This is a genomic window from Desulfofundulus thermosubterraneus DSM 16057, from assembly GCF_900142025.1.
Classification (GTDB): Bacteria; Bacillota; Desulfotomaculia; order Desulfotomaculales; family Desulfovirgulaceae; genus Desulfofundulus; species Desulfofundulus thermosubterraneus.
Genome location: NZ_FQZM01000039.1, coordinates 12,874 through 36,084, shown reverse-complemented (window position 1 = coordinate 36,084; position 23,211 = coordinate 12,874). Strand labels below are relative to the sequence as shown.

At 55.4% G+C, this 23,211-nt stretch carries 23 protein-coding genes; 6 read left to right on the top strand and 17 right to left on the bottom strand.

The features are described from left to right. Positions 1–428 precede the first annotated feature (428 nt). Positions 429–800, bottom strand: coding sequence for a flagellar protein FlaG (locus BUA65_RS13780; RefSeq protein WP_242656341.1), 372 nt, complete (start codon positions 798–800; stop codon positions 429–431). 165 nt (positions 801–965) lie between these two features. On the opposite strand from BUA65_RS13780, the gene flgN reads away from it, so the two are divergent. The 6 genes from flgN to BUA65_RS13750 all read left to right on the top strand — a co-directional run bounded on the left by flgN (position 966) and on the right by BUA65_RS13750 (position 6,757). Then, positions 966–1,460, top strand: coding sequence for a flagellar export chaperone FlgN (flgN, locus tag BUA65_RS13775; RefSeq protein ID WP_072870509.1), 495 nt, complete (start codon positions 966–968; stop codon positions 1,458–1,460). Positions 1,461–1,490: 30 nt separating this feature from the next. After that, positions 1,491–3,032: a flagellar hook-associated protein FlgK gene (gene flgK / locus BUA65_RS13770; RefSeq protein ID WP_072870507.1), complete on the top strand. Its 1,542-nt coding sequence runs from the start codon at positions 1,491–1,493 to the stop codon at positions 3,030–3,032. A 103-nt stretch (positions 3,033–3,135) separates the two neighbouring features. After that, on the top strand, positions 3,136–4,083 hold the full coding sequence (gene flgL / locus BUA65_RS13765; RefSeq protein ID WP_084062480.1) for a flagellar hook-associated protein FlgL: 948 nt from the start codon (positions 3,136–3,138) through the stop codon (positions 4,081–4,083). A gap of 208 nt (positions 4,084–4,291) precedes the next feature. Further along, the gene (locus BUA65_RS13760) at positions 4,292–4,702 is read left to right on the top strand and encodes a nucleotidyltransferase family protein (protein ID WP_072870505.1); all 411 of its coding nucleotides are present in this window, start codon (positions 4,292–4,294) and stop codon (positions 4,700–4,702) included. After that, the gene (locus BUA65_RS13755; protein ID WP_072870503.1) at positions 4,644–5,168 is read left to right on the top strand and encodes a ribonuclease toxin HepT-like protein; all 525 of its coding nucleotides are present in this window, start codon (positions 4,644–4,646) and stop codon (positions 5,166–5,168) included. The genes BUA65_RS13760 and BUA65_RS13755 overlap by 59 nt, the downstream gene beginning before the upstream one ends. 62 nt (positions 5,169–5,230) lie before the next feature. Beyond that, the gene (locus tag BUA65_RS13750; RefSeq protein WP_072870502.1) at positions 5,231–6,757 is read left to right on the top strand and encodes a hypothetical protein; all 1,527 of its coding nucleotides are present in this window, start codon (positions 5,231–5,233) and stop codon (positions 6,755–6,757) included. Between the two features lie 34 nt (positions 6,758–6,791). Here BUA65_RS13750 and hepT read toward each other — a convergent pair whose 3' ends face one another. From hepT to fliW, 16 genes are all read right to left on the bottom strand, one after another. Continuing rightward, entirely contained in the window at positions 6,792–7,661 is an 870-nt protein-coding gene (hepT, locus tag BUA65_RS13745) for a type VII toxin-antitoxin system HepT family RNase toxin (protein ID WP_072870500.1), read from the bottom strand. Positions 7,662–7,704: 43 nt separating this feature from the next. Then, the gene (locus BUA65_RS13740) at positions 7,705–8,286 is read right to left on the bottom strand and encodes a Uma2 family endonuclease (RefSeq protein ID WP_072870498.1); all 582 of its coding nucleotides are present in this window, start codon (positions 8,284–8,286) and stop codon (positions 7,705–7,707) included. A gap of 133 nt (positions 8,287–8,419) precedes the next feature. Further along, positions 8,420–9,088: a Uma2 family endonuclease gene (locus BUA65_RS13735; RefSeq protein WP_072870496.1), complete on the bottom strand. Its 669-nt coding sequence runs from the start codon at positions 9,086–9,088 to the stop codon at positions 8,420–8,422. 198 nt (positions 9,089–9,286) lie between these two features. Further along, positions 9,287–10,009, bottom strand: a complete 723-nt coding sequence (locus tag BUA65_RS13730; RefSeq protein ID WP_072870495.1) for an acylneuraminate cytidylyltransferase family protein — start codon at positions 10,007–10,009, stop codon at positions 9,287–9,289. Positions 10,010–10,011: 2 nt separating this feature from the next. Continuing rightward, the gene (locus BUA65_RS13725) at positions 10,012–11,076 is read right to left on the bottom strand and encodes a nucleotidyltransferase family protein (RefSeq protein WP_072870493.1); all 1,065 of its coding nucleotides are present in this window, start codon (positions 11,074–11,076) and stop codon (positions 10,012–10,014) included. A gap of 19 nt (positions 11,077–11,095) precedes the next feature. Beyond that, a complete protein-coding gene (gene neuB, locus BUA65_RS13720) occupies positions 11,096–12,115 on the bottom strand; it encodes an N-acetylneuraminate synthase (RefSeq protein WP_072870491.1) in 1,020 nt (339 codons plus the stop codon). Continuing rightward, on the bottom strand, positions 12,105–13,292 hold the full coding sequence (neuC, locus tag BUA65_RS13715) for a UDP-N-acetylglucosamine 2-epimerase (protein ID WP_165613262.1): 1,188 nt from the start codon (positions 13,290–13,292) through the stop codon (positions 12,105–12,107). Before neuC ends, neuB begins: the two co-directional genes overlap by 11 nt. 16 nt (positions 13,293–13,308) lie before the next feature. Next, positions 13,309–13,959, bottom strand: coding sequence for an acetyltransferase (locus BUA65_RS13710; protein ID WP_072870488.1), 651 nt, complete (start codon positions 13,957–13,959; stop codon positions 13,309–13,311). A gap of 6 nt (positions 13,960–13,965) precedes the next feature. Then, on the bottom strand, positions 13,966–15,075 hold the full coding sequence (locus BUA65_RS13705; protein ID WP_114281505.1) for a LegC family aminotransferase: 1,110 nt from the start codon (positions 15,073–15,075) through the stop codon (positions 13,966–13,968). A 20-nt stretch (positions 15,076–15,095) separates the two neighbouring features. Beyond that, the gene (locus tag BUA65_RS13700; RefSeq protein ID WP_072870485.1) at positions 15,096–16,073 is read right to left on the bottom strand and encodes an NAD-dependent 4,6-dehydratase LegB; all 978 of its coding nucleotides are present in this window, start codon (positions 16,071–16,073) and stop codon (positions 15,096–15,098) included. A 241-nt stretch (positions 16,074–16,314) separates the two neighbouring features. Then, positions 16,315–16,635, bottom strand: a complete 321-nt coding sequence (locus BUA65_RS13695) for a DUF8042 domain-containing protein (protein WP_500683354.1) — start codon at positions 16,633–16,635, stop codon at positions 16,315–16,317. Positions 16,636–16,667: 32 nt separating this feature from the next. Then, positions 16,668–18,500: a motility associated factor glycosyltransferase family protein gene (locus BUA65_RS13690; RefSeq protein WP_072870482.1), complete on the bottom strand. Its 1,833-nt coding sequence runs from the start codon at positions 18,498–18,500 to the stop codon at positions 16,668–16,670. 81 nt (positions 18,501–18,581) lie between these two features. Further along, complete coding sequence (locus tag BUA65_RS13685) at positions 18,582–19,781, bottom strand: flagellin N-terminal helical domain-containing protein (protein ID WP_072870480.1); 1,200 nt, start codon at positions 19,779–19,781, stop codon at positions 18,582–18,584. Positions 19,782–20,296: 515 nt separating this feature from the next. Further along, positions 20,297–22,069 carry an SWIM zinc finger family protein gene (locus tag BUA65_RS13680; protein WP_072870479.1) on the bottom strand — a complete coding sequence of 591 codons (1,773 nt, stop codon included), beginning with the start codon at positions 22,067–22,069 and terminating at the stop codon, positions 20,297–20,299. 275 nt (positions 22,070–22,344) lie between these two features. Continuing rightward, positions 22,345–22,593, bottom strand: a complete 249-nt coding sequence (gene csrA / locus BUA65_RS13675) for a carbon storage regulator CsrA (RefSeq protein ID WP_072870477.1) — start codon at positions 22,591–22,593, stop codon at positions 22,345–22,347. After that, positions 22,594–23,208 (bottom strand): flagellar assembly protein FliW, encoded by a 615-nt coding sequence (fliW, locus tag BUA65_RS13670; RefSeq protein ID WP_072870476.1) that lies wholly within the window; start codon positions 23,206–23,208, stop codon positions 22,594–22,596. Between the last annotated feature and the right edge of the window lie 3 nt (positions 23,209–23,211).

Sequence of the window (23,211 nt, the reverse complement as noted above, 5' to 3'; positions counted from 1 at the left end):
ACACGGGTTACCAGCTTTGCCTGGCTTATCCGGCAGGCCTCCCCGGGTAAGAGCGTTAACCTTCACCCCGTGCCCGCCCCATATACTCCGCCGTCCCTTGGCAGCCTGGGATTTCGCTGTGTCACGCCAGCTCATCCGAACGGCTTAGCCTCTTATGGGGTTCTTGTTCATCGGGCCGTGGTTTTGCCTCCGGCTTCCTTCGGATTCCACCTCGCGATGGACACCCTTGCCTTTGGCTAGCAGACTCGTGCTGCCTCGCCTGCAGTGGACTTTCACCACCAAGTTAACGCCCATGCCGGGCGCACAAGAAGCACCGCCGGTTTTTGGCCGGCGGTTTAATATTGCCTGCAACCCGGTTTTAAACCCGGCAGCGCCGGCAACTGAAACTCTTTTCACCGGCCATTTCCTGCGCCGCAGCGGGTCCGGTGCTAAATAAACCTGTCCAGGATCAGGCCCAGCATCCTTTTCACGCTGGCCACAATTTTCAAGGTCCATTCCGGAGGGATCTCCCGGATCACTTCCTGCGTCTCGGCGTTAATCACCTTTACCATGATCTCCCCGCTTTCCTCGTGCAGGACGAACCGCAGTTCCGTGCGGTAGAGCTCCATGGTCTCGTTGATCCGGTTGACGGCATCCCGCACCTCCTGGATGGTGGGTCTTTTATCCTCCCCTATTTCTTCCACAAAAAGCGCCTCTTTATTCCTTTGTTCCCCGGCGCCGGGGACATCATTCTTGAAAGTGTGGGACATCTTTACCATGGAGGAAAGATCCGGCCTGCCGGCTGGTTCCACCTTGCTCATATTCATCCTGCCTTTCACTTAATAAAGCTTGCTGTTTTTTTATTCGTCATGATGTGGCAAAAAATTAAGGTGACAAAAAGTTTTTTCGGAAACGAGAAGCTCAAGGATATTTTCCTCCTGCCGAAAATAAACAAAGAAACACTTTTTTAATGATCGGTGGCCGTTATGCAGGAACTTATAGAAGAGCTGGTTTCCATTTTAAAAGAGGAACTGGCCGCGCTGGAAAAGATGGCGGCGGCGGCAGAAAAGCAAAACGCCGCCCTGCGCAAAAACAGCGGGGACTCGTTGAACGAGGCAACAAGGGAGCTGGAGTTCCTGGCGCGGCATATGGAGGAATTGAAGGCAACCCGCACCAGGGTGCAGGAATACGTCAGGCGGGCCTGCGGTTTGTTCCCGGGGGCACCGCTGGCGGAGCTGGTTGCCGCCATGCCGCCGGTGCTGGGCAGGCAGGAAGCAATGAACCTGGTGGCAGACCTGCGGGGGAAGGCCAGGGAACTGGCGGAACTGGTCAGGCTCAACAACCTGCTGGCCCAGAACGCCCTGCGCTTCTGCGAGCGCCTTTTAAAGGCCATTGCACCGACCCCTGCAAAGACATACCTGCCGGACGGCGCCATGGATAAAGGCAGCACCGGCCCGTCTTTTGTCGATAAATCCGTGTAAACCCCTCAAGAGAAGAGGTGCATTTTTCGCATGCCCGGAACGTTCTTCGGCCTGGAAATCGCCCGGCGGGGGCTGCAGGCCCACCGCACGGCCATGGACATCACCGGCCACAACGTGGCCAACGCCAGCACGCCCGGCTACACCCGGCAGGAGGCGGTCATCGCCGCCACCGACCCGTACGCCAACCCGACACTAGGCAGCAGGCTGCTCCCGGGACAGCTGGGCACCGGCGTGGAAGCAACCATGATCCGGCGCATCAAAAACGAGTACCTGGACGTGCAGGCGCGGGACAGCATTTCCTCCCGGGAGTACTGGCAGGTGCAGGAGGAAATCTTCGGCCGCATTGAGGCCGTCTTCCCCGAGCCCGGCGCCAGCGGCATTGCCGGCACCCTTACAAAGTTTTTCAATACCTGGCACGACCTCAACAATACTCCCCAGGACCCCGGCGTCAAGGCCGCCGTGGCCGAGACAGGTGACGAGCTGGCCACCATGATGCGGGAGGCCTACCAGCAGTTGGACGATATTTCGACAAGCATTTTGAAGATCGATTCCGGCAACGTTACCGGCGGCCAGCTCAAAGACCATGTGGACGCGGTAAATGAAATCCTGCGGCAAATCCGGGAACTGACGGAGTCCATCAAGCGGGTCTACGTCCAGGGCAACCAGCCCAACGACCTCCTGGACAGGCGGGACTTGTTGCTGGATCGGCTGGCGGAGTACGGGCCGGTGAGCGTCACCTACCTGACCGACGGGGGTAAGCCGACCGGGGAAATTGCTCTGACCTTCTTTGGGGTGGATGTGGGAGCTGCGGACGCCACGGTGGAGCTGGTGCCGGTTGTCGATCAATCTTCCGGGAAAGTGGAAGAGGTAAAATTGCAGATCGGCAATCAGACGGTCTCCCTGACCAACTACCCGGCAAATCTACCGAAGGCGGGGAGCCTGGCAGGGTTGGAAGAAACCCGCGCGAAAATCGACGGCTATTCCGATCAAGCCGGCAATAAAGTGGAGGGTTATAAAGACAAGCTGGAGAACCTGGCCAGGGCCTTGAAGAATACCATCTACCAGGCCCTCAACCACGGCCATGATGGCATACCCAATAATGATATTCCCGATGAAATAGACTTTTTCACCGGTTCGCTGGTCGGGGGCGACTTTGCCGTAAACAGGGATATTTTGAAAGACCCCACCCTGATTGACGGTACAAACGCCCTGTACGTGGCCCGGCTGGCGACCACCGGGATGGATGGCACGCAAGGCTTCGTGCTGGGAGAAGACGCCGGCGGTAACCCGGTTAAAGTAGACCTGGCCAACCTGAGCGGTACCACGTTCAATGAATACTTCAACGCCCTGCTGGCCGACATCGGCGCTCGCTCCGGCAGTGCATCGGACATGGCCGAAAGCCGGCGCGCCGTCACCGAGCAGGTAGAATCCCTGCGCCAGTCCGTGTCCGGGGTCAACCTGGACGAAGAACTTTCCCGGCTGATCCAGTACCAGTACGGCTACCAGGCCAGCGCCAGGGTGCTGGCCGCCATCGACGAAATGCTGGACTACCTGATCAACAGGACCGGTTAAGAAGCATTATTAATAGAAACGTTTTACAGGCGTGGAAAGCCCGTGTTGCCGGACGCCTGTAATGACGGCAAAAAGATAAACCCCTGATTCGGAGGGAAAAACAGTGCGCGTCACCCACATGCTGGTTGCCCGGCGCACCCAGAACTACATCCAGAATGCCATGCAGAGGCTGGCTCGCACCCAGGAGCAAATGTCCACCGGTCGCAAAGTCCTGCGCTTGAGCGACGACCCGCCGGCCCTGAGCCAGCTCCTCAACGTGCGCGCGGCGGTGGAGCGGAACAAGCAGTACATGCGCAACATCACCGACGGCTTGAGCTACCTGGAGGGGGCGGACACTGCCCTGGGCACGGCGGGCGAACTGCTGCAAAAGGCCATGGAATACGCCATCCAGGGCGCCAACGGCACCCTGGAACCGGACGACATGGCTGCCATCGGCGAGCAGATCGACAAAATGATCGACGAACTGGTGGACATAGCCAATACTACCGTGGGCGGGAAGTACATTTTTGCCGGGACGAAAAACAACCAGCCGCCCTTCTGGCGGGATGGCGACAAGATATATTACCGGGGTAACCTGGAGCGCATTTCCCGGGAGATTCTGGACCAGGCAAATTACCCCATCGACGTGCCGGCGGTGACACTTGACGACGGCAACCCGGATACCCCGGGGGGTGTTTTCGGGGAGGCGCAGGTTTCAGGCAACGAGTACGAGTTGACCGGTGGGATTTTCCAGGTTTTGCTGGCTTTGAGGAACAGTTTGAAGGCAGCGGACGTTTCCGGGGTGAACGATTCCATCGGCGCGCTGAACACCCAGCTCGACCACATCCTGCGCTACCGGGTGCAGGTGGGTGCCCGCACCAGCCACTTCGAGTCGGTGCGCAGCCAGCTCCAGGACCAGGAGTTGCGCCTCACCCAGGTGCTGAGCAACCTGGAGGACGCCGACGTGGCCCGGGTGGCCGTGGACCTTTCCCGCCAGCAGCTTTCCTACCAGGCGGCTCTGGCGGCGGGGGTCAGAATTTTGGAAACGTCTTTGCTGGACTATTTGCGCTAACCGTTTTTACACCTGACCCGTCCCCCATCTTTAAGAAGAAGCTGGAAGTTTACAGAAAACTTCCAGCTTCTTTTCTGCATTTCCGTAAATGCGGCAGCTCAACCGGGCTATTATGCTTTTCAACTTTTTGGTATAATAATGCCGGGATGCAGAAGCGTGGGGGATTTACCTTTGCCGCCAAAAAGAGGGTTATAAGGGATGCGGGACGATGAACAATTACCGGAAATACCTGCAGGGCCACCTGAAAGAAGTGGCCCGGGAAGAAAAAGAGCTGGAGCAAAAAGCAGGCCTAGCCCGGGAAAAGGCCGGGGAAATAGCCCGGCAACTGGCCCGCCGGTTCGGCGTGACAAAGGTCTGCCTTTTTGGCTCCCTGGCCGCGGGTGATTTTGATCAGTTTTCGGACATAGATCTGGCCGTGGCCGGACTCCCGGAAAGGGAATACCTGAAGGCCTACGGGCTGGCGGAAGAGATAGCCCGCCCCTTTGCGGTGGATCTGGTGCTCCTGGAAAATGCCGTGGAAACATTAAAGGAACGGGTGCAAAAAGAAGGGATCGTCTTATATGACCGCCAGGGAGAGGAAAGTAGCCCGCTTAAAACGCCTGATATCGGAAATAAATGAAGACTTGCGGGCAATTGATCAGATTGCCAGTAAAGCCCAGGCTTTATTAAAGGAAGTGAGTGCCAGAACCGGTCCCGTGCCCGACCGGGATCTGATGGCCATGGCGGCCTATTTGCATCATTTTTACACGGGTGTGGAATCAATGTTCGAGCGCATTTCGCGCCAGATCGACGGCGGGCCGGTTAAGGCCGGAGATTGGCACCGGGAACTTTTAAGAAGCATGGCCGTAGAACTGGAAGGACTGCGGCCCGGGGTCATATCCCGCGAATTAATGGAAGAGCTGGATGAATACCGCCGCTTCCGCCACCTTTTCCGCCATGCCTATGCTGGTGAGCTGCGCTGGCTGAAAATGTGCCACCTGGCGGAAAATATGGGCGATATCCTGGGTCTTTTAAAGAGCAAAATGGACCAGTTCAAGACATTTGTTACGGGTGTGATCGAAGAACTGGAAAAGAACATTGAATAATCGCAGTTATACCAGTCGGCCTGTTTTTTACAAAAAGCATTGGTGAATGGATGATTATACGCATGGGCGTCTACCTTGGATTGGACATTTTGCCGTGGGAGATCGAATCGGCGGAGTGGGAAGGTTTTTATGATGAAGTTATGAAAATAATCAATGCCTTTCCCCTACCCGTCCTGCGCCTTGGCTACGAAGAAAAGTTTGGTTATCGCCGGCTTCTGCTCAGCCGGAACCCGGAAAGCCAGAATGAAAGAGGCCGTTACCTGGCTATTTGCGGAGATGCCCGGACAGGACATTGTGCGGAGCAATTTGTCATTTTTCGAGATCTACAGGTCTACAGGAAAAGATATGAACCGGACGATTCCCAGGTGAAGAAACCGAAAAGAAAAAACCAGGCCGGCTGGCCTATCCTTTTACGGGAAGAAGATTCAGTGCGAGTGTTTTATGAAAAGACGCAGTCCCGTCCCTCCCATGATCTAATCTGGTCCATAGTCACCCTGGCAGAGAACCTTTTCCCCGGCCGGGCCTGCGCCACCGGCAACCTTAATGCACGGAGATGGCAGGAGACACTACAGTGGCTGGAAAGCGTTACAGGCCGGCGACTGCAAAAACCCCTGCTGTTAGATGCAGAAAGGCTCTGGTATGCCTTTGGTACCGCCTTCACTGCTCTGGAAAGAGCCCAAAAGGTAACAGAAAAATTGGTTGGCGGTCCTGCGCCCTTTTACAGTTTTTTAAAACTGAAAGATCCTGCTCTTTTACGTGTTCTGGTCAAGAACAGACTTAAGGAGTATAACTCCAGGACTGTTGGTGCCCTTTCAGAATGCCTGTACATTCTCGATGGCACGGAAGATTTACGGTTCCTGGTCGAAGTAGCTTGTTTAGAACCGGATGGTCCCCGCTGGGAGTTGACCGATGTCCTGTCTTCTGCCTATTACCTTGGCGCCTTTGTACCGGAGGGAAAAGCGCTCGATGCAACTCTGGCCGTTGGTTTTCTGCCGGCCGAATTTTTACCGGAATATTACCATACCGATTTTTATCTGGAAAAAGAATTGGCCTGCCGACAAGTGGCTGAGGTGACAGGCTTGCCCGTGCAAAAGATTGAGGAGATGATCCTGGAGATCGAAAAAGAGAACAAAACAGACTCTAACAAGGAGGGCAAAGAAGAAATACCTTTTTATACTGCGGACAGTGAGCAGCCATCACCTGATAAACCTGACCATACAGGAGAACCTGCATCCCGTACTCCACAGGTAGAAATTCCATACCCGCAGGAATTGATCAATACTCTTAAGGAGCAGGTAGCCGCCATTGGTAAGAATTGGGACAGCTCCACGCTCCATCATCTGGTGGCTGCAATAGCCTCGAAAAAAAATGTTGTGCTTACCGAAGAAGCCTGGAAGATTGTTGATGAGGAAAAAGACCCGGATCTTCTGGCGGTTATTCTGGGGATCATGAACAATTATCACAAATTTGAGAGAGCTACAAATGTTATCGAGTTTATACTGAAACAATTGCCGGATATAAAAGAGTCCTGGGAAAATGGTCGGCCCTGGAAATATCCCGGTAGGCATCGACCCATTCCCCTGCATTGACACTTCAATTCCGCATTTCCGGAAATGCGACGGGTCAATGGGTCTGTTGCTCAAGATAAGAGGTGACTTGGCGGGCAAATTCTTCGAAATCACCTAATTCTCCGGTGACGGTTTTATAAATTGCCCGGTAATCCAGGCGCCAGTAAACGTGAACGATGGCATTGCGCATACCGGCCATACCTTTAATCCGGCGGGCGAAGCGGTAATCCAGCAATCCTTTTTCCCCGGCCAGTTCGATTAAGCTGGTGGTATCATACTCACTCAACGCCACCCCTTTGACTGCCAGAAAGTGCCGGCAAATATCCAGGACACTTTCCAGGGCGATACGCAGGTGATGCACGCACAGGTCCCGGGTGTCAAGATCAAACGTAAACTCCTCGTAGGACGAAAAGCGTGCGCGCAGGTCCTTTAACCGATGAACCGACTGATCCATTTGAGATAAACAGGTTTCAATCCGCTCGCGGTTAAGCCGCCTCCCGGCCACAAGCAAGCCCTCCCTCGCCCGTTCCCGCCAGCATGTGTTGTACTCGCACTTAAAGTAAAGGTAGTCTTCGTAATCGAAAAAGGTATCCGTGGCAAATCGGGCAAAGCTTTCTTCATCTCTACTGTAAAGCAAAATACCTTTAGTTAAAGCTTCCATCTTCAGCGCCGGACTGCACAGGTTCAATGCGACCAGGTCTACGTCCCGGCGCTTTATGAGCGCGGATAGTTCATCAAAGGTCTTCAGGTAACGTTGAAAATGATAGTCCGAAAAAAGTACGGCCACGTCCAGATCCCGGGGAGTCGCAGGGGGATCTTCAACGGCAGAACCAAATAAAAAAGCCAGTTCTATCCCGTGCCGCTCATAAAAGGGCGCGGGTATTTTTAATAACTCTTTTGGCAACCTTTCCGCAACTGCCGGCATTTGCCCCTCAACACCTCCCCGAATACCCACAGGCCCTTATGAATTATGGCAACCCCAAAATGTCCCGGGCTTTCACTTCCAGGCCGGGCAGAACCGTAGAGGTGATGAACTCTTCATCCTCTTCCTCGTACACCCCGGCGCGCTGCCAGTCTTTTTCGCCGGGCACAAATACTTCCACAAGCCGTTCCTGCGGGTCTACAAGCCAGTATTCCCTTACCCCGCTCTTGAAATACTGCCGGCTTTTCCTGCCCCGGTCCCGACGAATGGTGCCCGGGGAAAGAACCTCCACCACCAGGTCCGGAGCGCCGTTGATCCGTGTTTCTTCTATAATGCCCAGCCGCTCATTGCTGATAAAAATTATATCAGGCTGGAAAGTGTTCTTTTTTACCGGTTCGTCCAAGACCACATCCAGGGGAGCAAAAAAAACTTGCCCGGAGCCGGTTCTCTGGGCATATTGATCAATTATCTTAAAAAGCCTGCCCACCAAAAGCTGATGTCGTGTGCCCGGCGATGGCGTCAAGACCAGTTCCCCCTCGATCAGTTCATAACGGTTGCCATCGTCTATCTTCAAATAGTCATCGTAGGTATAGAACTTTTTGACCTCTCTAGCGGGTTGAGTCGCCACTGGCTGTCCTCCTTTCATCACAACGCTGCCCCGGTTATTTCTGATCTTCCTTCCAATAAGGTCAGATGGCTAAAAAGGTGAATCCGTTGTCATTATATTAGCCCCGGAAGAGCAGGAGCCGTTATTTACAAGCTCAGATCACTCCCATCTCGCGCAGCGCCTCCACCCCGGCCGGGGGCGGGTCCTGCCAGAGCCAGGCCGTTTTAAGCCGGAGGCCGGGGATAACTTCGGAATGGTAGACTCCTCCGGCACCGGCGGTGTGCAGCTGGTAGCGCCCGTCTTCCCCCAGGCGGTAAAATTCCGCCTGCTGCCGGTCGGGATCGATCAGCCAGTACTCCTTAACCCCCGCCGCCTCGTACTCCACGTACTTCTCGCCGCGGTCCCGGGCGAAACTTTCCGGGGAGGTGATCTCCACCACCAGGTCCGGAGCGCCGTCGAAATAGGTGGGTTTTAACCGATGCAGCCGCTCCCTGCTGATAAACACGATGTCCGGCTCGCGCCCCCGTTTTTGTGGTGCAGGCAGCTTGATGGTAAAAGGCGCCGGAATTACCTCGCCCAACTGCCGCATGAGAACGAAGTTTCCCAGCAAATCCACCAGGAACCTGGCAATTCGCTGGTGCTTTACCGCCGCCGGGGTCAGGACCACCACCTCCCCGTCCACCCACTCCGCCCAGGTATCCTCGTCCCCCCACGCCAGGAACTCCTCGAAGGTCATGCGGCCCGGCGTCTTTTCGGATTCCCGGTCAACCGCATGAGCTGCGCTGGTCTCCCGCACCTTTTCTTTGTCGGCCTGAATGCTCACTTCCTCACCTCCCGGTCAGCATGACGGGCGGCAGACATCAGAAGTTTTCCTTAGCAACATTATACCATTCAAATGCTTCCCCTAAAGGGTTCATGCCAAAAACCCCTCACCTTCCATCCGGCCATCCTTCCAGCCTTCCATCAGGTCGCAATGTTTATTTAAGCCGCCATATAGAAAATCCGGTCAACCAGTTCAATTTCAGGGAACCGGTTTAATTTGGTTTTGATTTTTCAGGGCCAGTAAAACCTCTGCGATTTTGAAATCAATTTCTTCGTCAATATCTACCGAGCGTTCCCGCGGCATAACATACGCATAAGTATGCGGCCCTAACCAAGAGTCTCTGTTACGGATAAAATCCCAGCGTGCCAGGTAGATTGCCCCGTTCAAGCGGTAATATGCCGGCAGTTCCTGGCGGTTGGTGGGAATACCCGACTTTAGAAAATCTTTCATACAGCCGTCTTCTGGCAGGACATTGGTCCACCAGGGGTGATGTTCAACCTGGCACACCGAAACTATAGCTTCGGCATTGCGCGCAAGCAAAAGATCTACTACTGCCACTATATCCGCTGCGGAACGCAGTGGACTGGTCGGCTGCAAACACATAACGCAGTCGAATTTTGTGCCCCGCTCCTCAAACCACTTAAGGGCGTGGTGCAGCGCATCTATCCCCCGCGCTTCATCGGTGGCCAATTCCGGCGGGCGCAAAAAAGGAACTTCCGCACCTGCTTCCCTGGCTATCCCGGCAATTTCCTCCCCGTCGGTGGAAACCACTAGGCAGTCAAAAACGCCGCTTTCTTTAGCCGTCTGGATGGTGTGCACGATGAGGGGTTTTCCGGCGAGAGGTCTGATGTTCTTGCCCGGGACACCTTTAGATCCGGCGCGGGCGGGAATAAAGCCAAGAAGCGAAACTCCTTTATACATGTCTACTCCCCCAGATCCATGGCCTCAAAAAGGCGAAGGGTCCGCTGGTACTCCTCCCACTGGCCCACATCAAACCAGCGCCCGTGGTGCGGGTAAACACCGATGTACATACCGGCTTTCCTGACGGTCGCAATGACTTCGGGCATATCGACGCGGATACCTTTCGGGATCAGCGGCAGCACGGCGGGCTCCAGCACGTAAAGACCGGTATTCACAAGAAAGTGGAAATTGGGCTTCTCCTCGATCCAGAAATCCTCGCCCTGCATACGCAAGACCCCGTAAGGCACGACAAATTCCTTCAAAGCCCCCACAACAGTCAGGGCGTGCCCATGCTCTCGGTGGTATTCCAGCAAATGGACGTAGTCAAGTTCCACAATAATGTCACAGTTAGTCAGAATGAAGGTTTCGCCAAGACGTTCTGCTAGGAGAGAAAGCGCACCGGCGGTACCCAGCGGTGTGTCCTCCTGGACGAATTCCGTCCGGTAGGGCCGGTTGTCACCGTTAAAGTACAGGCGGACGATCTCGGCTTTGTAACCAAGGCATAGAATAAACCGGTTAAATCCCTGGCTGTGAAACCGGTCCATGATTACTTCCACGATGGGCTTGTCCCGCAGGGGGATCATCGGCTTGGGCAGGATTTTGGTAAAGGGATCGAGCCGCGTGCCCTGGCCGCCGGCCATTATTACCACCGCTTCGGAACGGCTCTCGACGCGGGGCAGAAAGACATCCTGCCACAGGACTAGATCGACAACTCGACCTTGTGTATCCACCAAGGGGACGTGGCGGATGCCGTGTTCTAGCATGAGCTGCCGGATAGCTTCACGGGGAGAACCCACGGGCAACACTCTGGGGTGAGGGTTCATTATCCGGGCAACGGGCGCGCGCAAATCCACGCCCTCCAAGAGAGCACGGCGAACGTCCCCGTCGGTAACGGTACCCATCAACCGGTCGTTATCGCCGGTTACAAGGAGAATCTGCCGGGCGGACCGGTCCATCTGTTCCAGGGCGCGCACAATGGGCACTTCAGGTTTTACCCTGACCTTCTCAAGCAATTCAGCTCGCCTCACGGGTTTTCCCCCTTAAAAATCAGATCATGTCCCACGTCAGGACCGTATCTGCCGGAATGTTCACGCGCGCCTTTCGACCAACTACCAGACACCACATTTTCGGAGGGATACCTGTTCCCGGTCTCTTGATGGCCAGCTTCTCCTCCGTGATCATCTCTCCCTCCGCGATGTTACAGGCCGCGACCAGGCTGCGCCTGGCCGCGCGCATAACATCCTGCTCGCCGGGGCTTGGGCGCTTGCGTCCGTCTCCTAAGGCCCTCTCCACGTTGCGGATCGCCCGGACAAGCGTGGCCAGTTCGTCCGGTTCCAGAGACGCCTTATGATCCGGTCCCTCCATGCTCCGGTTGAGCGTAAAGTGTTTCTCGATCACCCTGGCCCCGAGAGCTACCGCGGCCACCGCCACCTCGGTACCCGGGGTATGGTCGGAATAACCAACGGGCAATCCAAAAGCCTGCCGCAGCGTAACCATAGCCCGCAGGTTGACCTCTTCATAGGAAGCCGGATAGGCCGAAGTGCAGTGCAGGAGTGTAATTTCACGTGCACCTGCATCCTGTACCACTTCAAGCGCCTCCTCAACTTCGCCCAGCGTGGCCATTCCCGTGGAAATTATCAGCGGCTTCCCCCGTGCGGCCACATACCTCAAAAAACGATCGTTAACCAACTCGCCCGAAGGAATTTTGAATAACGGAACGCCTAGCTCGTCCAGGAAATCCACACTGTAATAATCGAACGGCGTGGATAAAAACATTATCCCCGCCCCGTCGCAGTATGCCTTAAGGGTGCGAAAATCCTCTTCCGAAAGTGTAAGGCGCCGGATCATATCAAGCTGTGTCTCCCGACACCCGGGCATGTTGGCCTTCTGGTAGGGTGCCTTTTCGGCACTGCCGGTCACGATCTCTTCCGGGACAAAGGTTTGAAACTTTACCGCATCCGCGCCGGCAACCACTGCTGCGTCAACCAGCCTTTTGGCTGTTTCAAGGTCCCCGTTGTGGTTGACACCCGCTTCGGCAATAATAAACACCGACTGTTTATCGAACATAGGATGCCACCTCTTCAGGCGTGGGAAAGTCCAGCTTCTTCTCAAGTAGACGTCTGTCAAGGGGAACCGTCTCAAGCACCGAAACCACCCTGCCGCTCACATTACCATCGCCGTAAGGATCGTAAGGATTTTTTACCCGCCGCACTTGCCGGCGAAAGTGTTCGTCATATAGAGCCCTGCGCAGCGCGGCCAGGATGTCCTCCTTGCGGCAGGGCACGTCAATTACACTTTCTGCCCTTATCCGCCCCTTTTGCCTGTCACCGATGTTAATGGTTGGGACTTTAAACGAAGGTGCCTCAATGATGCCGCTGGAGGAATTGCCCACCACCGCCGCTGCATGTTTCATTACGCCCAGGTAAGCGCGCGACCCCAGGCTTTTGTAAAGCTTGACGTTGGGAAACTCCGCCGCATAAGCCTCCCAGGCTGAGATAATTTTTTGAAAGCCCACTTCTGTCCCCGGGTAAGTGATAATCTGTTGGAAATCCCTAAATTCTCTTAATGCTGCGATAAGGGCATTTACCTGCTCTGTAAGATTATGGTCGACAGTTAAGGTTTCGGGGTGATAAGTAACCAATAATGTCGGCCGGGCAACATCAATTCCAAACCGCTCCCCGATCTCTTCGGGAGTCGTCAATTCCCCCCGGAGGATATTCTCCACGCCCGGCGCGCCGACCACATGGATGCGCCAAGCTTCTTCTCCCATCTGCCTTATGTGGCGCGCATATTCGAAGGTACTGGTAAAGTGAAGGTGGGCCATCTTAGTAAGTGCATGCCGCACTTGTTCATCGATTACTCCTTCGGTTGATTCGCCTCCGGCGATATGGGCAATAGGAATTCGTGCGATCACTGCTGCTGTAGCCGCTGCTAGAAGTTCGTGCCGGTCTCCCAAAAGCAGTAATATATCGGGTGCCAGGAAATTAATTGCAGAAGCAATTTCGGCACACGAGTTGGCAACATACCTTGCAATTGCAACTGGCAGGTCCGATTCGGGAAAGCATCTTCCGAGCACAACAGTGCGAAAACCCTCGGGAATTATTTCTTCGATTGTCTCCCCTTTACAAGGACTCACGTGGTCCCCTGCAACTACCAATACAAGATCTAGTGATGAAGAAACCTCAATCCGACGCAGAATCGGTTTAAGCAGGCCAAATTCAGCTCTTGTTGTTGTAAAAGCCATTACTGTTCTCATCGCTTTATCTCAATCGCTTCAAACTCATTGCTGGATTACCTGCCACCACAGTCCAGGACTCTACATCGTGCAGCACCACCGCCCCGGCGCCTACCAGGGCCCCTTCCCCTACGGTTATGCCCTGGATCACCACGGCACCGGCACCAATATGAGCCAGGCGGTCCACTCTAACCCCGCCACAGAGCACCGCCCCTGGCGATACGTGCACGTGATCCCCAAGGACGCAGTCGTGCTCGACCACGGCGGCAGAATTGACGATGGTGTTAACGCCGATCTTTACCCCCGCATTAACCACCGCGCCCGGCGCTATCACACAACCTTCACCAAACACCACATCCGGGGCCACGACTGCCGCTGGGTGTTTAAGCGACGGGAACTCAAACCCCATGGCGCGGATCCGTTCATATAATTCACACCGCGGCCGGTTATCCCCCGTCCCTCCCAGGCCCAGCGCGGCCAGTCTGACCCCCTGCCTGAACAGGACGGGTAGAACGCCGTCATCACCCAGGTACTTATAACGGCAAGAAATAGTAGCCGCACCCGCAGCGGGAGCCGTGTACCCTACTACAAAGAAAATGCCGAGCGCATCGATGATACTGACAACCACCGCCGCATGTCCGCCCGCCCCGATAAGAACTATAGGTTGCTTTTCCACAAGGTTTCACCTTTCCAACAGGACCCGGCATACATAGCGAATGTCTTCTTCCGTAAGAAAACTCGCGCTCGGCAGATTCAGCCCCCGCCTGTGCAGGGATTCAGCCATGGGACATGTTCTAAGGCCATATCCCGCATACGCCGGCTGCCGGGAAAGGGGCAAAAACAAGGGCCGTGTCTGAATGCCCGCCGCCCGCAACCTCTTTACCACGGCTTGCCTGTCCCGGCCAAATACACTGGTATCAACCAGAATAGAAAACATCCACCAGCTGCTTCGTCCTTCCGGTAGTTCTTGCTGCCACTCCAGGCCGGGGACTTTATTTAAAAGCTCCCGGTAAAACGACGCATTCCTGCGCTTCGTAGCCAGGAATTGTTCCAGGCGCTCCATTTGTGCCAGGCCCAAAGCCGCCTGGATGTTGGTTAGTCGAAAATTATATCCGATTTCAAGGTGTTCATGCTCCATGGCACCGAAGGCCCGCCCCTGGTTTATCAGCAGGCGGGCGCGTGCCGCAAGGTCCGGATTATTCGTTACAAGCATACCGCCCCCGCCGGTGGTAATCACCTTGTTCCCGTTGAAGCTGAATACGCCGATGTCTCCAAACGTCCCCACATGTTGCCCGTTATAGGTAGCACCAAGCGCTTCGGCGGCGTCCTCAATCACGTATAAGCCGTGCCTGCGGGCTATGTCCATCAACCGCGACATGTCCGCCGGGTTGCCGTAGAGATGAACGGGTATGACGGCGCGTGTGCGGCCCGTGACCGCCCTTTCAACCCCGTCGGGATCGATATTCCAGGTCAGGGGGTTCACGTCCACCACCACGGGTATCGCACCTACGTACACTACCGGATTGGCAGTGGCGATAAAGGTAAGTGCCGGTACAATAACTTCGTCTCCCGGGCCGATTCCCAGGAGCCTTAAGGCCAGGTGAATGGCCGCCGTGCCGTTGACCGTGGCCACGGCATACCGGGCGCCTACATACCCGGCAAAACGTTCCTCAAATTCGCTAACCAGAGGCCCTATGGACGAAACGTAGCCACTTTCCAGGGCGCGCAACACATACTGCTTTTCCAGTTCACCGATGTTTGGAGCATCCAAGGGGATACGAATACTGGTCAACTGGGAATTCCCCCTGCCTATCATACATTGTAAAGGTCCGGTTTGTATAAGTAAAGATTTTCCCTGAACCACTGGATAGTTTCCCGCAACCCCTCTTCAAGGGTGTACCGGGGAGACCAGCCGGCAAGCTCGTAAGCCCGGCGGTTGTCACACAGCAGGCGGTCAACCTCACTGTGTGCGGGTCTTACCCGGGCGTCTTCCTGTTCGATGTTTATTTCCCTTCCCATAATATTTTCTATCTGCTCAACCAGATCCTTTATAGACGTTTCTCTCCCGCTGCCGATATTCACCACCTGCCCTACCGTTCTTTCGGAGAGGCCGACGGTGATCATTCCCGAGACGGTATCGCGAATATAATTAAAGTCGCGGGTGGGGTTGAGGTTGCCCAGACGGACAGTCCGATTGCCGGCCAGAACCTGAGTGATTATGGTGGGAATAACGGCGCGGGCCGATTGGCGGGGGCCAAAGGTGTTAAAAGGTCGCACGACTACTACCGGCAGGCCAAAGGAGCGGTGAAAACTTAGAGCTAGTTGATCCGCAGCAATTTTCGTTGCCGCGTAAGGTGACTGAGCCTGCAGGGGGTGTTCTTCGTTGATGGGCACATACCGGGCGGTGCCGTACACCTCGGAAGTGGAGGTATGCACCACTCGTTGAACCCCTTCTTCCCGGGCAGCCTGGAGGATGTTGTAGGTACCTTCAACATTCGTTTTGATGTAGGCCAGCGGAGAAATATACGAATAAGGAATACCGATAAGGGCTGCCAGGTGGAAAATGACCTCAACACCGCGGACGGCATTTCTGACGCTGTCGTAATCGCGAACGTCCCCGGTATAAATTTCGATGTCCTTAAGGCACGGCACCGTCTGCAGCCAGCTCCAGTCATTGCGGGCATTGTAGCGGACAAAAGCTCTTACATTATATCCTTGCCTGACAAGTTCTTCCACAAGATGGGAGCCAATGAAACCTGCTGATCCGGTGACCAGGATTTTATAATTCATTATATTACTCCTCATGGGCACGTTTTTCCGGTTCCAATTTCATTTTCTCTTCATCCCAACTACGTCCAAGAGACACCATAATTCCATCTCCACCAATCATCAATTGCCCATCTGACATATGTTCCGGTAAGTTAAAAATAACTTGCATCATATGGTCAAATTGATTTCTTGATCTAGGATTCTAGTTAGCCTATGAATAGTCTGAATAAATTCTATTAGCTCGGTTCTTTATCCGAAGGCTTTACCCGTCACAGGAGCACTCCGAAATATGTTCCAAGATATCTTCCAGGATCGGCTTTAATTCGTGCTCCAGGATGTCGGCCAGGAGTATACCGTTTCTTTCTTCCATTGTCTTTAACAGGCGAGGCAGAAGAAAAGTTATGCTGTCGTAGCACAAGCGGAGCACAGGGTTGGAACTTTTGGCGGAAACTATTCTTTCGAGCAAGTCGATTATGGTTGCCATTAAGCCCATGGCCTTTTTTTCCTCGCCAAGGATCAGGTACCGCCATGCCGTGGTGCAAGCGTCCAATAAGTCACGTATATGCTGCTTCAGCTCACGCACATTTTTCAAGTGACATTCACCTTTGCTCACATTCAGCCTCGCTTTCCGTAAACCAGGCGGATTTCCTCGTCCCCGTATTCTAAAGCGTTCAGGACAATCAAACATAGTTCGTAAACTTTGGCGTAATACCTTTTCTTTGCCTCCAGAAGAGTGTCCAGATCCTTTTCTTCCCCTTGCACCCCGGAACCGAGGTTGCTGAAGAGAAAACTGTACATACCCGTTTCGGGACACAATACCTGGGCGTAGAAATCGATCCCGGCCAGCTTTTCTTCAGACTTTTTTATCCGCTCGAGCAATTTATGTGCGCCTTTCCCGTCCGCGTCATCCAAAACGCGGATGATGTCACCGCAAAGCTCCTTGATCTGCCCCACCTGTTCCTGGATGTCCTTTTCAATGGCGGCCACCTTTTCCGGGGTAACAACTTCATCCTTGTATTTGCGGTGGATTTCTCTTATCCTTTGTTCAAGATCACATTTTCCGGTGAGGAAGCGCTCCTTCACTTCTGCCAGCGTTGCGTCCGCTGCCCCCCTTATTAGTAGGCCCAGCCGGCTACAGTTGTAAAACGTAATTTCAGGGTAGCTTTCAATGATCCGCTCGACCGCCGCCCGCATGGCCAGCATGGCCCGCGTGGTATACACGTCCTGCCCGACCTTATTCTTCGTTTTGATGCCGCCACGGGCCTGCAGGGCCTCTTCATCTACCTCGCCAAAGTATATGGCCCCGCGGGCGTACTTCTTTTTGTCGGGATAACAGAAGTCCTGCCCGGTCATGACAATGGGGTTGCAGCCCAGTTTGGCCAGTATGTCGAGCAGCGATATGGAAACCGAAGCACCGGCGGCAATCTTGACAAATGGCTGCCCCAGGCGGCGGTAAATATATTCGTCAAAACTGTGCAGGGCAAAGATAAACTTTGACTCCCCAAACAAAGGCAGCACTTTGTAGTTGACCATGAGGCTGTAAAAAAGGGCTATCTCCCTGTTATGTTTGTTCCTCTCGAATATTTTCGCCTCGGCGTAACTCCCGTCAATGGCCCCCACCGCGTGGCCCTTAATGCCGTGATACTCCAGTATCGAAAAGGCGCTCCCCACGGGGACGATCAGGGCTCGGCCGCCCATTTCCCGCAAAACGTCAATATCATATTCCAGAGAAGGGCCGGCCCCCACCAGCACAGCGGGCGTCCCGGCAAGCTCCCCCGCGAACTTTTCCACCGGCACGCTACCCGCCACCTGCTTTAAGTTCAAGATATAGTTCTGAAACCACTGCCTGTCATGGGCGAGGGTGGTGACTACGGAAACGAGGACAAAGTTGATCTTCTCTTTGATAGCCTGCTTGAGCTTTTGAATCTGTTCTCTAAAAGGATAAACATATCCGGCCAGCGGGCAGAAGGAAAAGTTTATACTCTGCTCCTGTTTTATTACTTCCGAAAGGAGCTTTTCAATTTCCTCCTGGCGGTCGTCCTGGATGAAATAGACTCTGCGTTTTTCCAGCCGCGAGAGGTCAAAGAAATAGAGAAGGTAATAAAAAACTTCTTCGTCCGGCTCCACGATCACCATGGCCGGTAATTGCTCATCCTGCAAAAGGGCATCCAGTTCGTACCCCAAACCCATGCCGAAAAGAACGATAAACTTTTTCCCGGCGATGGCGCGCCGCGTCTCTTTCACCCAGAAAGAGCACTGTTCAGCAACGTCATAATTGCTGTAAAGGGGATACTGCACGCCGCCGACGGCTTTGATCAGATTGTACTCCCCCCGGTTGTTGCGGACAAGAAAGGTATTCCGCGGCTCGACTTTCTTCATCTTCCGGTAAAGAGCCTGGTTGTGCCTCTTCAGCCAGGCAAGGTTCTTCCTGAAAAGACCTGCGCCCACCTTCGCCACCCCGCTTTTAAAAAAGCCAGCCCCTCGAAGGAGCTGGCTTTCTGGGACTCCTTTAAAGGCGTACACTAAACGCTACCGCAGGAGCTGCAGTACCATCTGCGGCTGCTGGTTGGCCTGGGCCAGCATGGCCGTCGCCGCCTGCTGGAGGATGGAGAGCTTGGTGTACTCCATCATCTCCTTGGCCATATCCACATCCCGGATGCGGGACTCGGAAGCAGTGAGGTTTTCGGCTGCCGTGCCTAGGTTATTGATGGTGTGCTCGAGCCTGTTCTGGATGGCGCCCAGTTTGGAGCGCTCGGTGGAAACTTTTTCGATAGCGTTATTAATTGTGGAAACAACCGCGTTGGCCCCGTACTTGTCGGTAACTTTAACCGCGTCCCCGCTGCTGTTCTTTATCCCCAGCGCCTCGGCCCGCATGTCGTTGATGCCGATGAGCATGTTCTGGCCGGAGTTGGCGCCGATTTGCGTGATGATGGCCTTCGAGGTGTCGGTGCTGGCGGCAACATGTTTATTAAGAATGATCGTAAAGCTGTCGCCGGATTTGAACTTGGCGAAATCGTCGATCTTGAACGTAACAGCAGCCCCAGAGGCTATTTCACCAGCGGCAAAGGTAAACGTTTTGTTAGTAGTTGACACAGTAATATTGGCTGAAGCGATTTTCTCACCAAGAGAATTTCTGAACTCATAAGCCGCTTCACCATTCGTTGCCTCGCTGATGCGGGTAATGGTAATGGCTCCGTTCACGATACCCTTATTCGCAATGTTGATGGCCCCGGAGGCGGTTACACTTAGAGACGCCGCGCTATTGGCCTGGATGGAATAGGTCCCCTTCTTTTCCGCAACAACACCCACGACTTCGCCATTCAATAGCTTCTTGGTGTTAAATTCGGTGGTGTTGGCAATGCGGTCGATTTCGTTGGCGAGCTGATTGATCTCGTCCTGGATAGCCTGGCGGTCGGCATCTGTGTTGGTGTCGTTTGCGGCCTGCACAGCTAACTCCCGCATGCGCTGCAGGATGGAGTGCGTCTCGTTCAGTGCCCCTTCAGCCGTCTGAATAAGGGAAATGGTGTCCTGGGCGTTTCTCGACGCCTGGTTTAAACCCCGGATCTGGCCGCGCATTTTCTCACTGATGGCCAGCCCTGCCGCGTCGTCCCCCGCCCGCACGATGCGCAGGCCCGAGGAGAGCTTCTCCAGCGACTTGTTGGCCAGGACGTTGTTTGCCGAAAGCTGCCGGTATGTGTTCAGCGCCGCGATGTTGTGGTTGATGATCATCCCTTCTCATTCCTCCCTGAATTTTTTCTCGCCACCCTCCCTGGCGGCGGCTTATCGAAAGCGCCGGTACCGTCGGCCGCCCGGTGCCGGTTCCTTCTAGTTACTTTATTCGGAAGGAATTTAAGAAGGTTTAGGGGGGAAGAAGGTGAAAAAGGCACTTTTTAACGGACCGCCCCGCCGGACGGCGGCAAAAAAGCGGCCTACCAACATTTCAAACTGCACGCAGGAAACGTCCAACGGCGGCCGGGATTTCCTACCGGGAGGGGGCAAACTTTCCGGCAATCGGTCCTTTTCTGGGCTTCGGCCAGCTCACCCATTTTCTCACTTAAGTCCCCGCACTATTTCCTTCAACTCGTTGAAGTCGCCGGTCTTGACCAGATCGGAATAGGCCTCGTGGATTATTTCGGCCAGAACCGTTGCCTGCTCCGGCAGAAAAACGGTTCTTGCCTTCGATAAAATCCGGGTTCCGGGTAGTCTTCTCCACGTATAAAACGTTGCCTTCTGCCGGCTACCAATTACAACCCCCTGGCGGCCAGCTCTTCCAAAAGAGCGGGGTAGCGGGCGTACTTACTGCGCAGTCCGGTGATGTACCGGTTCCAGGCTTCCCCCGTGCCCAGCCTTTCGTGGAGGGCGCGGACCTTTTTCAGGTAGCCGGCCGCTTCCTGGTAAGAAGTGCGCTTGCGCCGGCCGATGGCTTCCTCCGCCAAGTCCCTGTACAGCTTCAGGGCCTCCTCCGGGTGGTTGTCTTTTGCCGCCCCGGCTACCTTTAAAAGATAGTTCTGCCGGTTCCATACCTCCACCCGGGGGAGCAGCTCCAGAGCCCTGGCCACGTCCTTTTCTTCTAGCGCTATGTCCACCAGCACGCCGAAGCGGCCGTCCTTTTCCAGAGTTGAAAGCACCTCTTGCCGGGCCGCTTCCCAGACTCCCAGGGAAACGGCCGCTTTCCGTAGTTTCACGTACCCTTTTACGGTGGGCTGCGCAAAAAACAGCTTGCGCCGGCAGGCCAGGGACACCACCGGGTCCCCGTGTTTCTGGTGGTACGCGGCCAGCCACTCCAGGTAGCCCCAGTGGGGATTGTCACCCCGCACCTGGCTCTCCAGAAGGGCGGCCGCCTGCGGCCCGGCCCCCGCCGAAATCAGCTCGTCCGCCACCCTGATCATTACCCCGGGCAGGTGGCCAAGCTCCTTTTTCGCCAGTTCCACGGCCTGCTCCACTTTCCCTTCGGCGATCAAAAGAAACACCTTTTGCTCGGGGGTACCAAGTTCCCTGACCAGGGCCGCTGCCTCCTCCTGCCGCCCGTGTACTTCCCGCCAGTTGACCAGTAGACCAACTAGCTTCTCCTGCCGCCAGCTTCCGTCACCGCTTTCTTCCAGGGCGGTGCGCACCCGTTCTTCCAAAAAGGCCCATTCTTCTTCCGTAGCGTGCTCCAGGAGGACTTTTTCGGCAGGACCGGCAAAACCGATGCCACCCAGATCGATTTCCCGCAGGACCGCTTCTAGGAGGGAAGCCAGCCAGGACCGGCGCACGGCGGGGGCGGGTTGCCCCGCCGAAAGGCAACTCCGGAGCCCCTTCACAGCCTCGCCGGCAACGGCGGCCAGTTCCCCTTCCTCGTCCATCTGGAGGAGCAGGTCATCGTAGCCTTCCGTCAGAGCATCCAGCACGGCCTGGTAAACTGCCCCCGCTTCTTCCCACTCGCCTACTCCGGACAGGCGCCCGGCATCTTTGAGCATTCCCCGCAGGGTCACGGCCGCCATGTCCGGATCTTCGGAAGCCACCGCCCGCCGGGCTTCTCTGTTAACAATCCCCTCGTCTATGCGCTTTCCCGGTACCAGGGCGGCTGCTGCTTGTATGGCGGAAAGAAGCGCGGGCTCCCTGTCCACCAGGCTTTCCACCAGGGTCACAAGTTGCTCTTTGGAAAGGTCGGCCAGTATTTCTTTCAAAGGAGGGTAAGACCTTATGGAATCCGGCTGGTGGAGGCAGGTCAGCAAAAGGGCGACGATGTGCTTGCAGAACCCTCCCCGGGGGCAGGTACAGGAGGCTGCCGCGATCCCTCCTTCTCCAAAGACAACCCGGACGTTGTAGGGCTCGTACCGGGAACCCGCACACCGCGCCCGCAGTTCCCAACCGTAGACAGCGGGGTCCAGGACGGCCCCATTGCGGAAATACTGCCAGCCCCTTTGAAAGCTGGCCTCGCCGGCGAGTTCGCGGATCTCTTCTTCACCGGGAAGGGGCAGGTTCGGGATTCTTGATTTATCCAGTTTATTCTTTCTATGGCTTTTATTGTCCATTGTCCTTTTTGATTGCTGTTCGCTCCTTTCAACTTTTTCGCTCAGAAATCAGCAGATTGCCCGGTGTTCGTCGCTTCCGCGGAATATGGGCGTACGGGCCGGCCACTAAAAACCACCCGACCCAAAAACGAGCCACTTAAAAATCACAGAAGTAATAAACGGCGATCCTCTTTTACCGGGCGTAGTCTCCGGCGTATTTATCAAAGGTAGTTCAGGCGGCTGGGGTGCCGGTCTTCCGGCTCATACTAAATAAGCCGCCGGTTGCGTAGCAGGCGTTACTTACGGGCGGCTTTTTCGTTTTTGTTTTCGACCTGCGCTCTCAGCCTTGCAGCCAGCTCCCTTGTAACCAGGGCGGTGCGGTTTTCCTCCTGTACGTCCCTGTAGATTTCTTCCCGGAAGACGGCCACTTCCGGCGGCGCCTCGATGCCCAGGCGCACGAAGTCGCCGATGACCTCCACCACCACGACGCGGATGTCCCGGTCGATGACCAGGGACTGGCCTTTTTTTCTGGTGAGGACAAGCATTTATTTCCCCTCCCCGGCGGGTTCCGCCCCTTCGCCCGTCCCGGCATCGCCCGACGGGGAACCGGACCCGGTTTCGGAAAGGTGCCGGGGCGGGGAATCCTGCTGAAGTTGGGGGCGTTTTGGAGAGCACGGCTGGGACTGGGAACGGGAATTAGCCGGCGGACAAGGTTCGCCGGTTGGTTTGGTTTTGGGTCCGGCCGGGTCCCGGTTTTCCGGCCGGGGCCCGAACAGCGGATGCCTGATGGAGTAGCGCTCGTCTACCAGCACCACCTGGCGGGCCGTGCCGGTGGCCGCGTTCACCACCACCGGGGCAAGGAGGTTGACGGTGGCGTGAGCCAGGCCCCGGCTGGCGTTGACGATGCAGAAGACCGCCGCCTCTTCCGGGACCTTTATGCCCAGGGCCCGGGCATCCTCCTCGCGCAGGTCGAACTCGTAGTTCGGGAAAAAGGCGAAAGGGTTCACCAGGATGAAGCCAATGTTTTCGTCCTGCAGGGACTGCAAGAAGAAAAAAGGCGATTCTTCCGCCACGGCCACCAGTTCGAATGCGGTCATTTCTGCGGGCAGGCCCGGCAGCCCGGCGGGGAAGGTGATGGTTTTGCCCCGATCATAAGACAATGC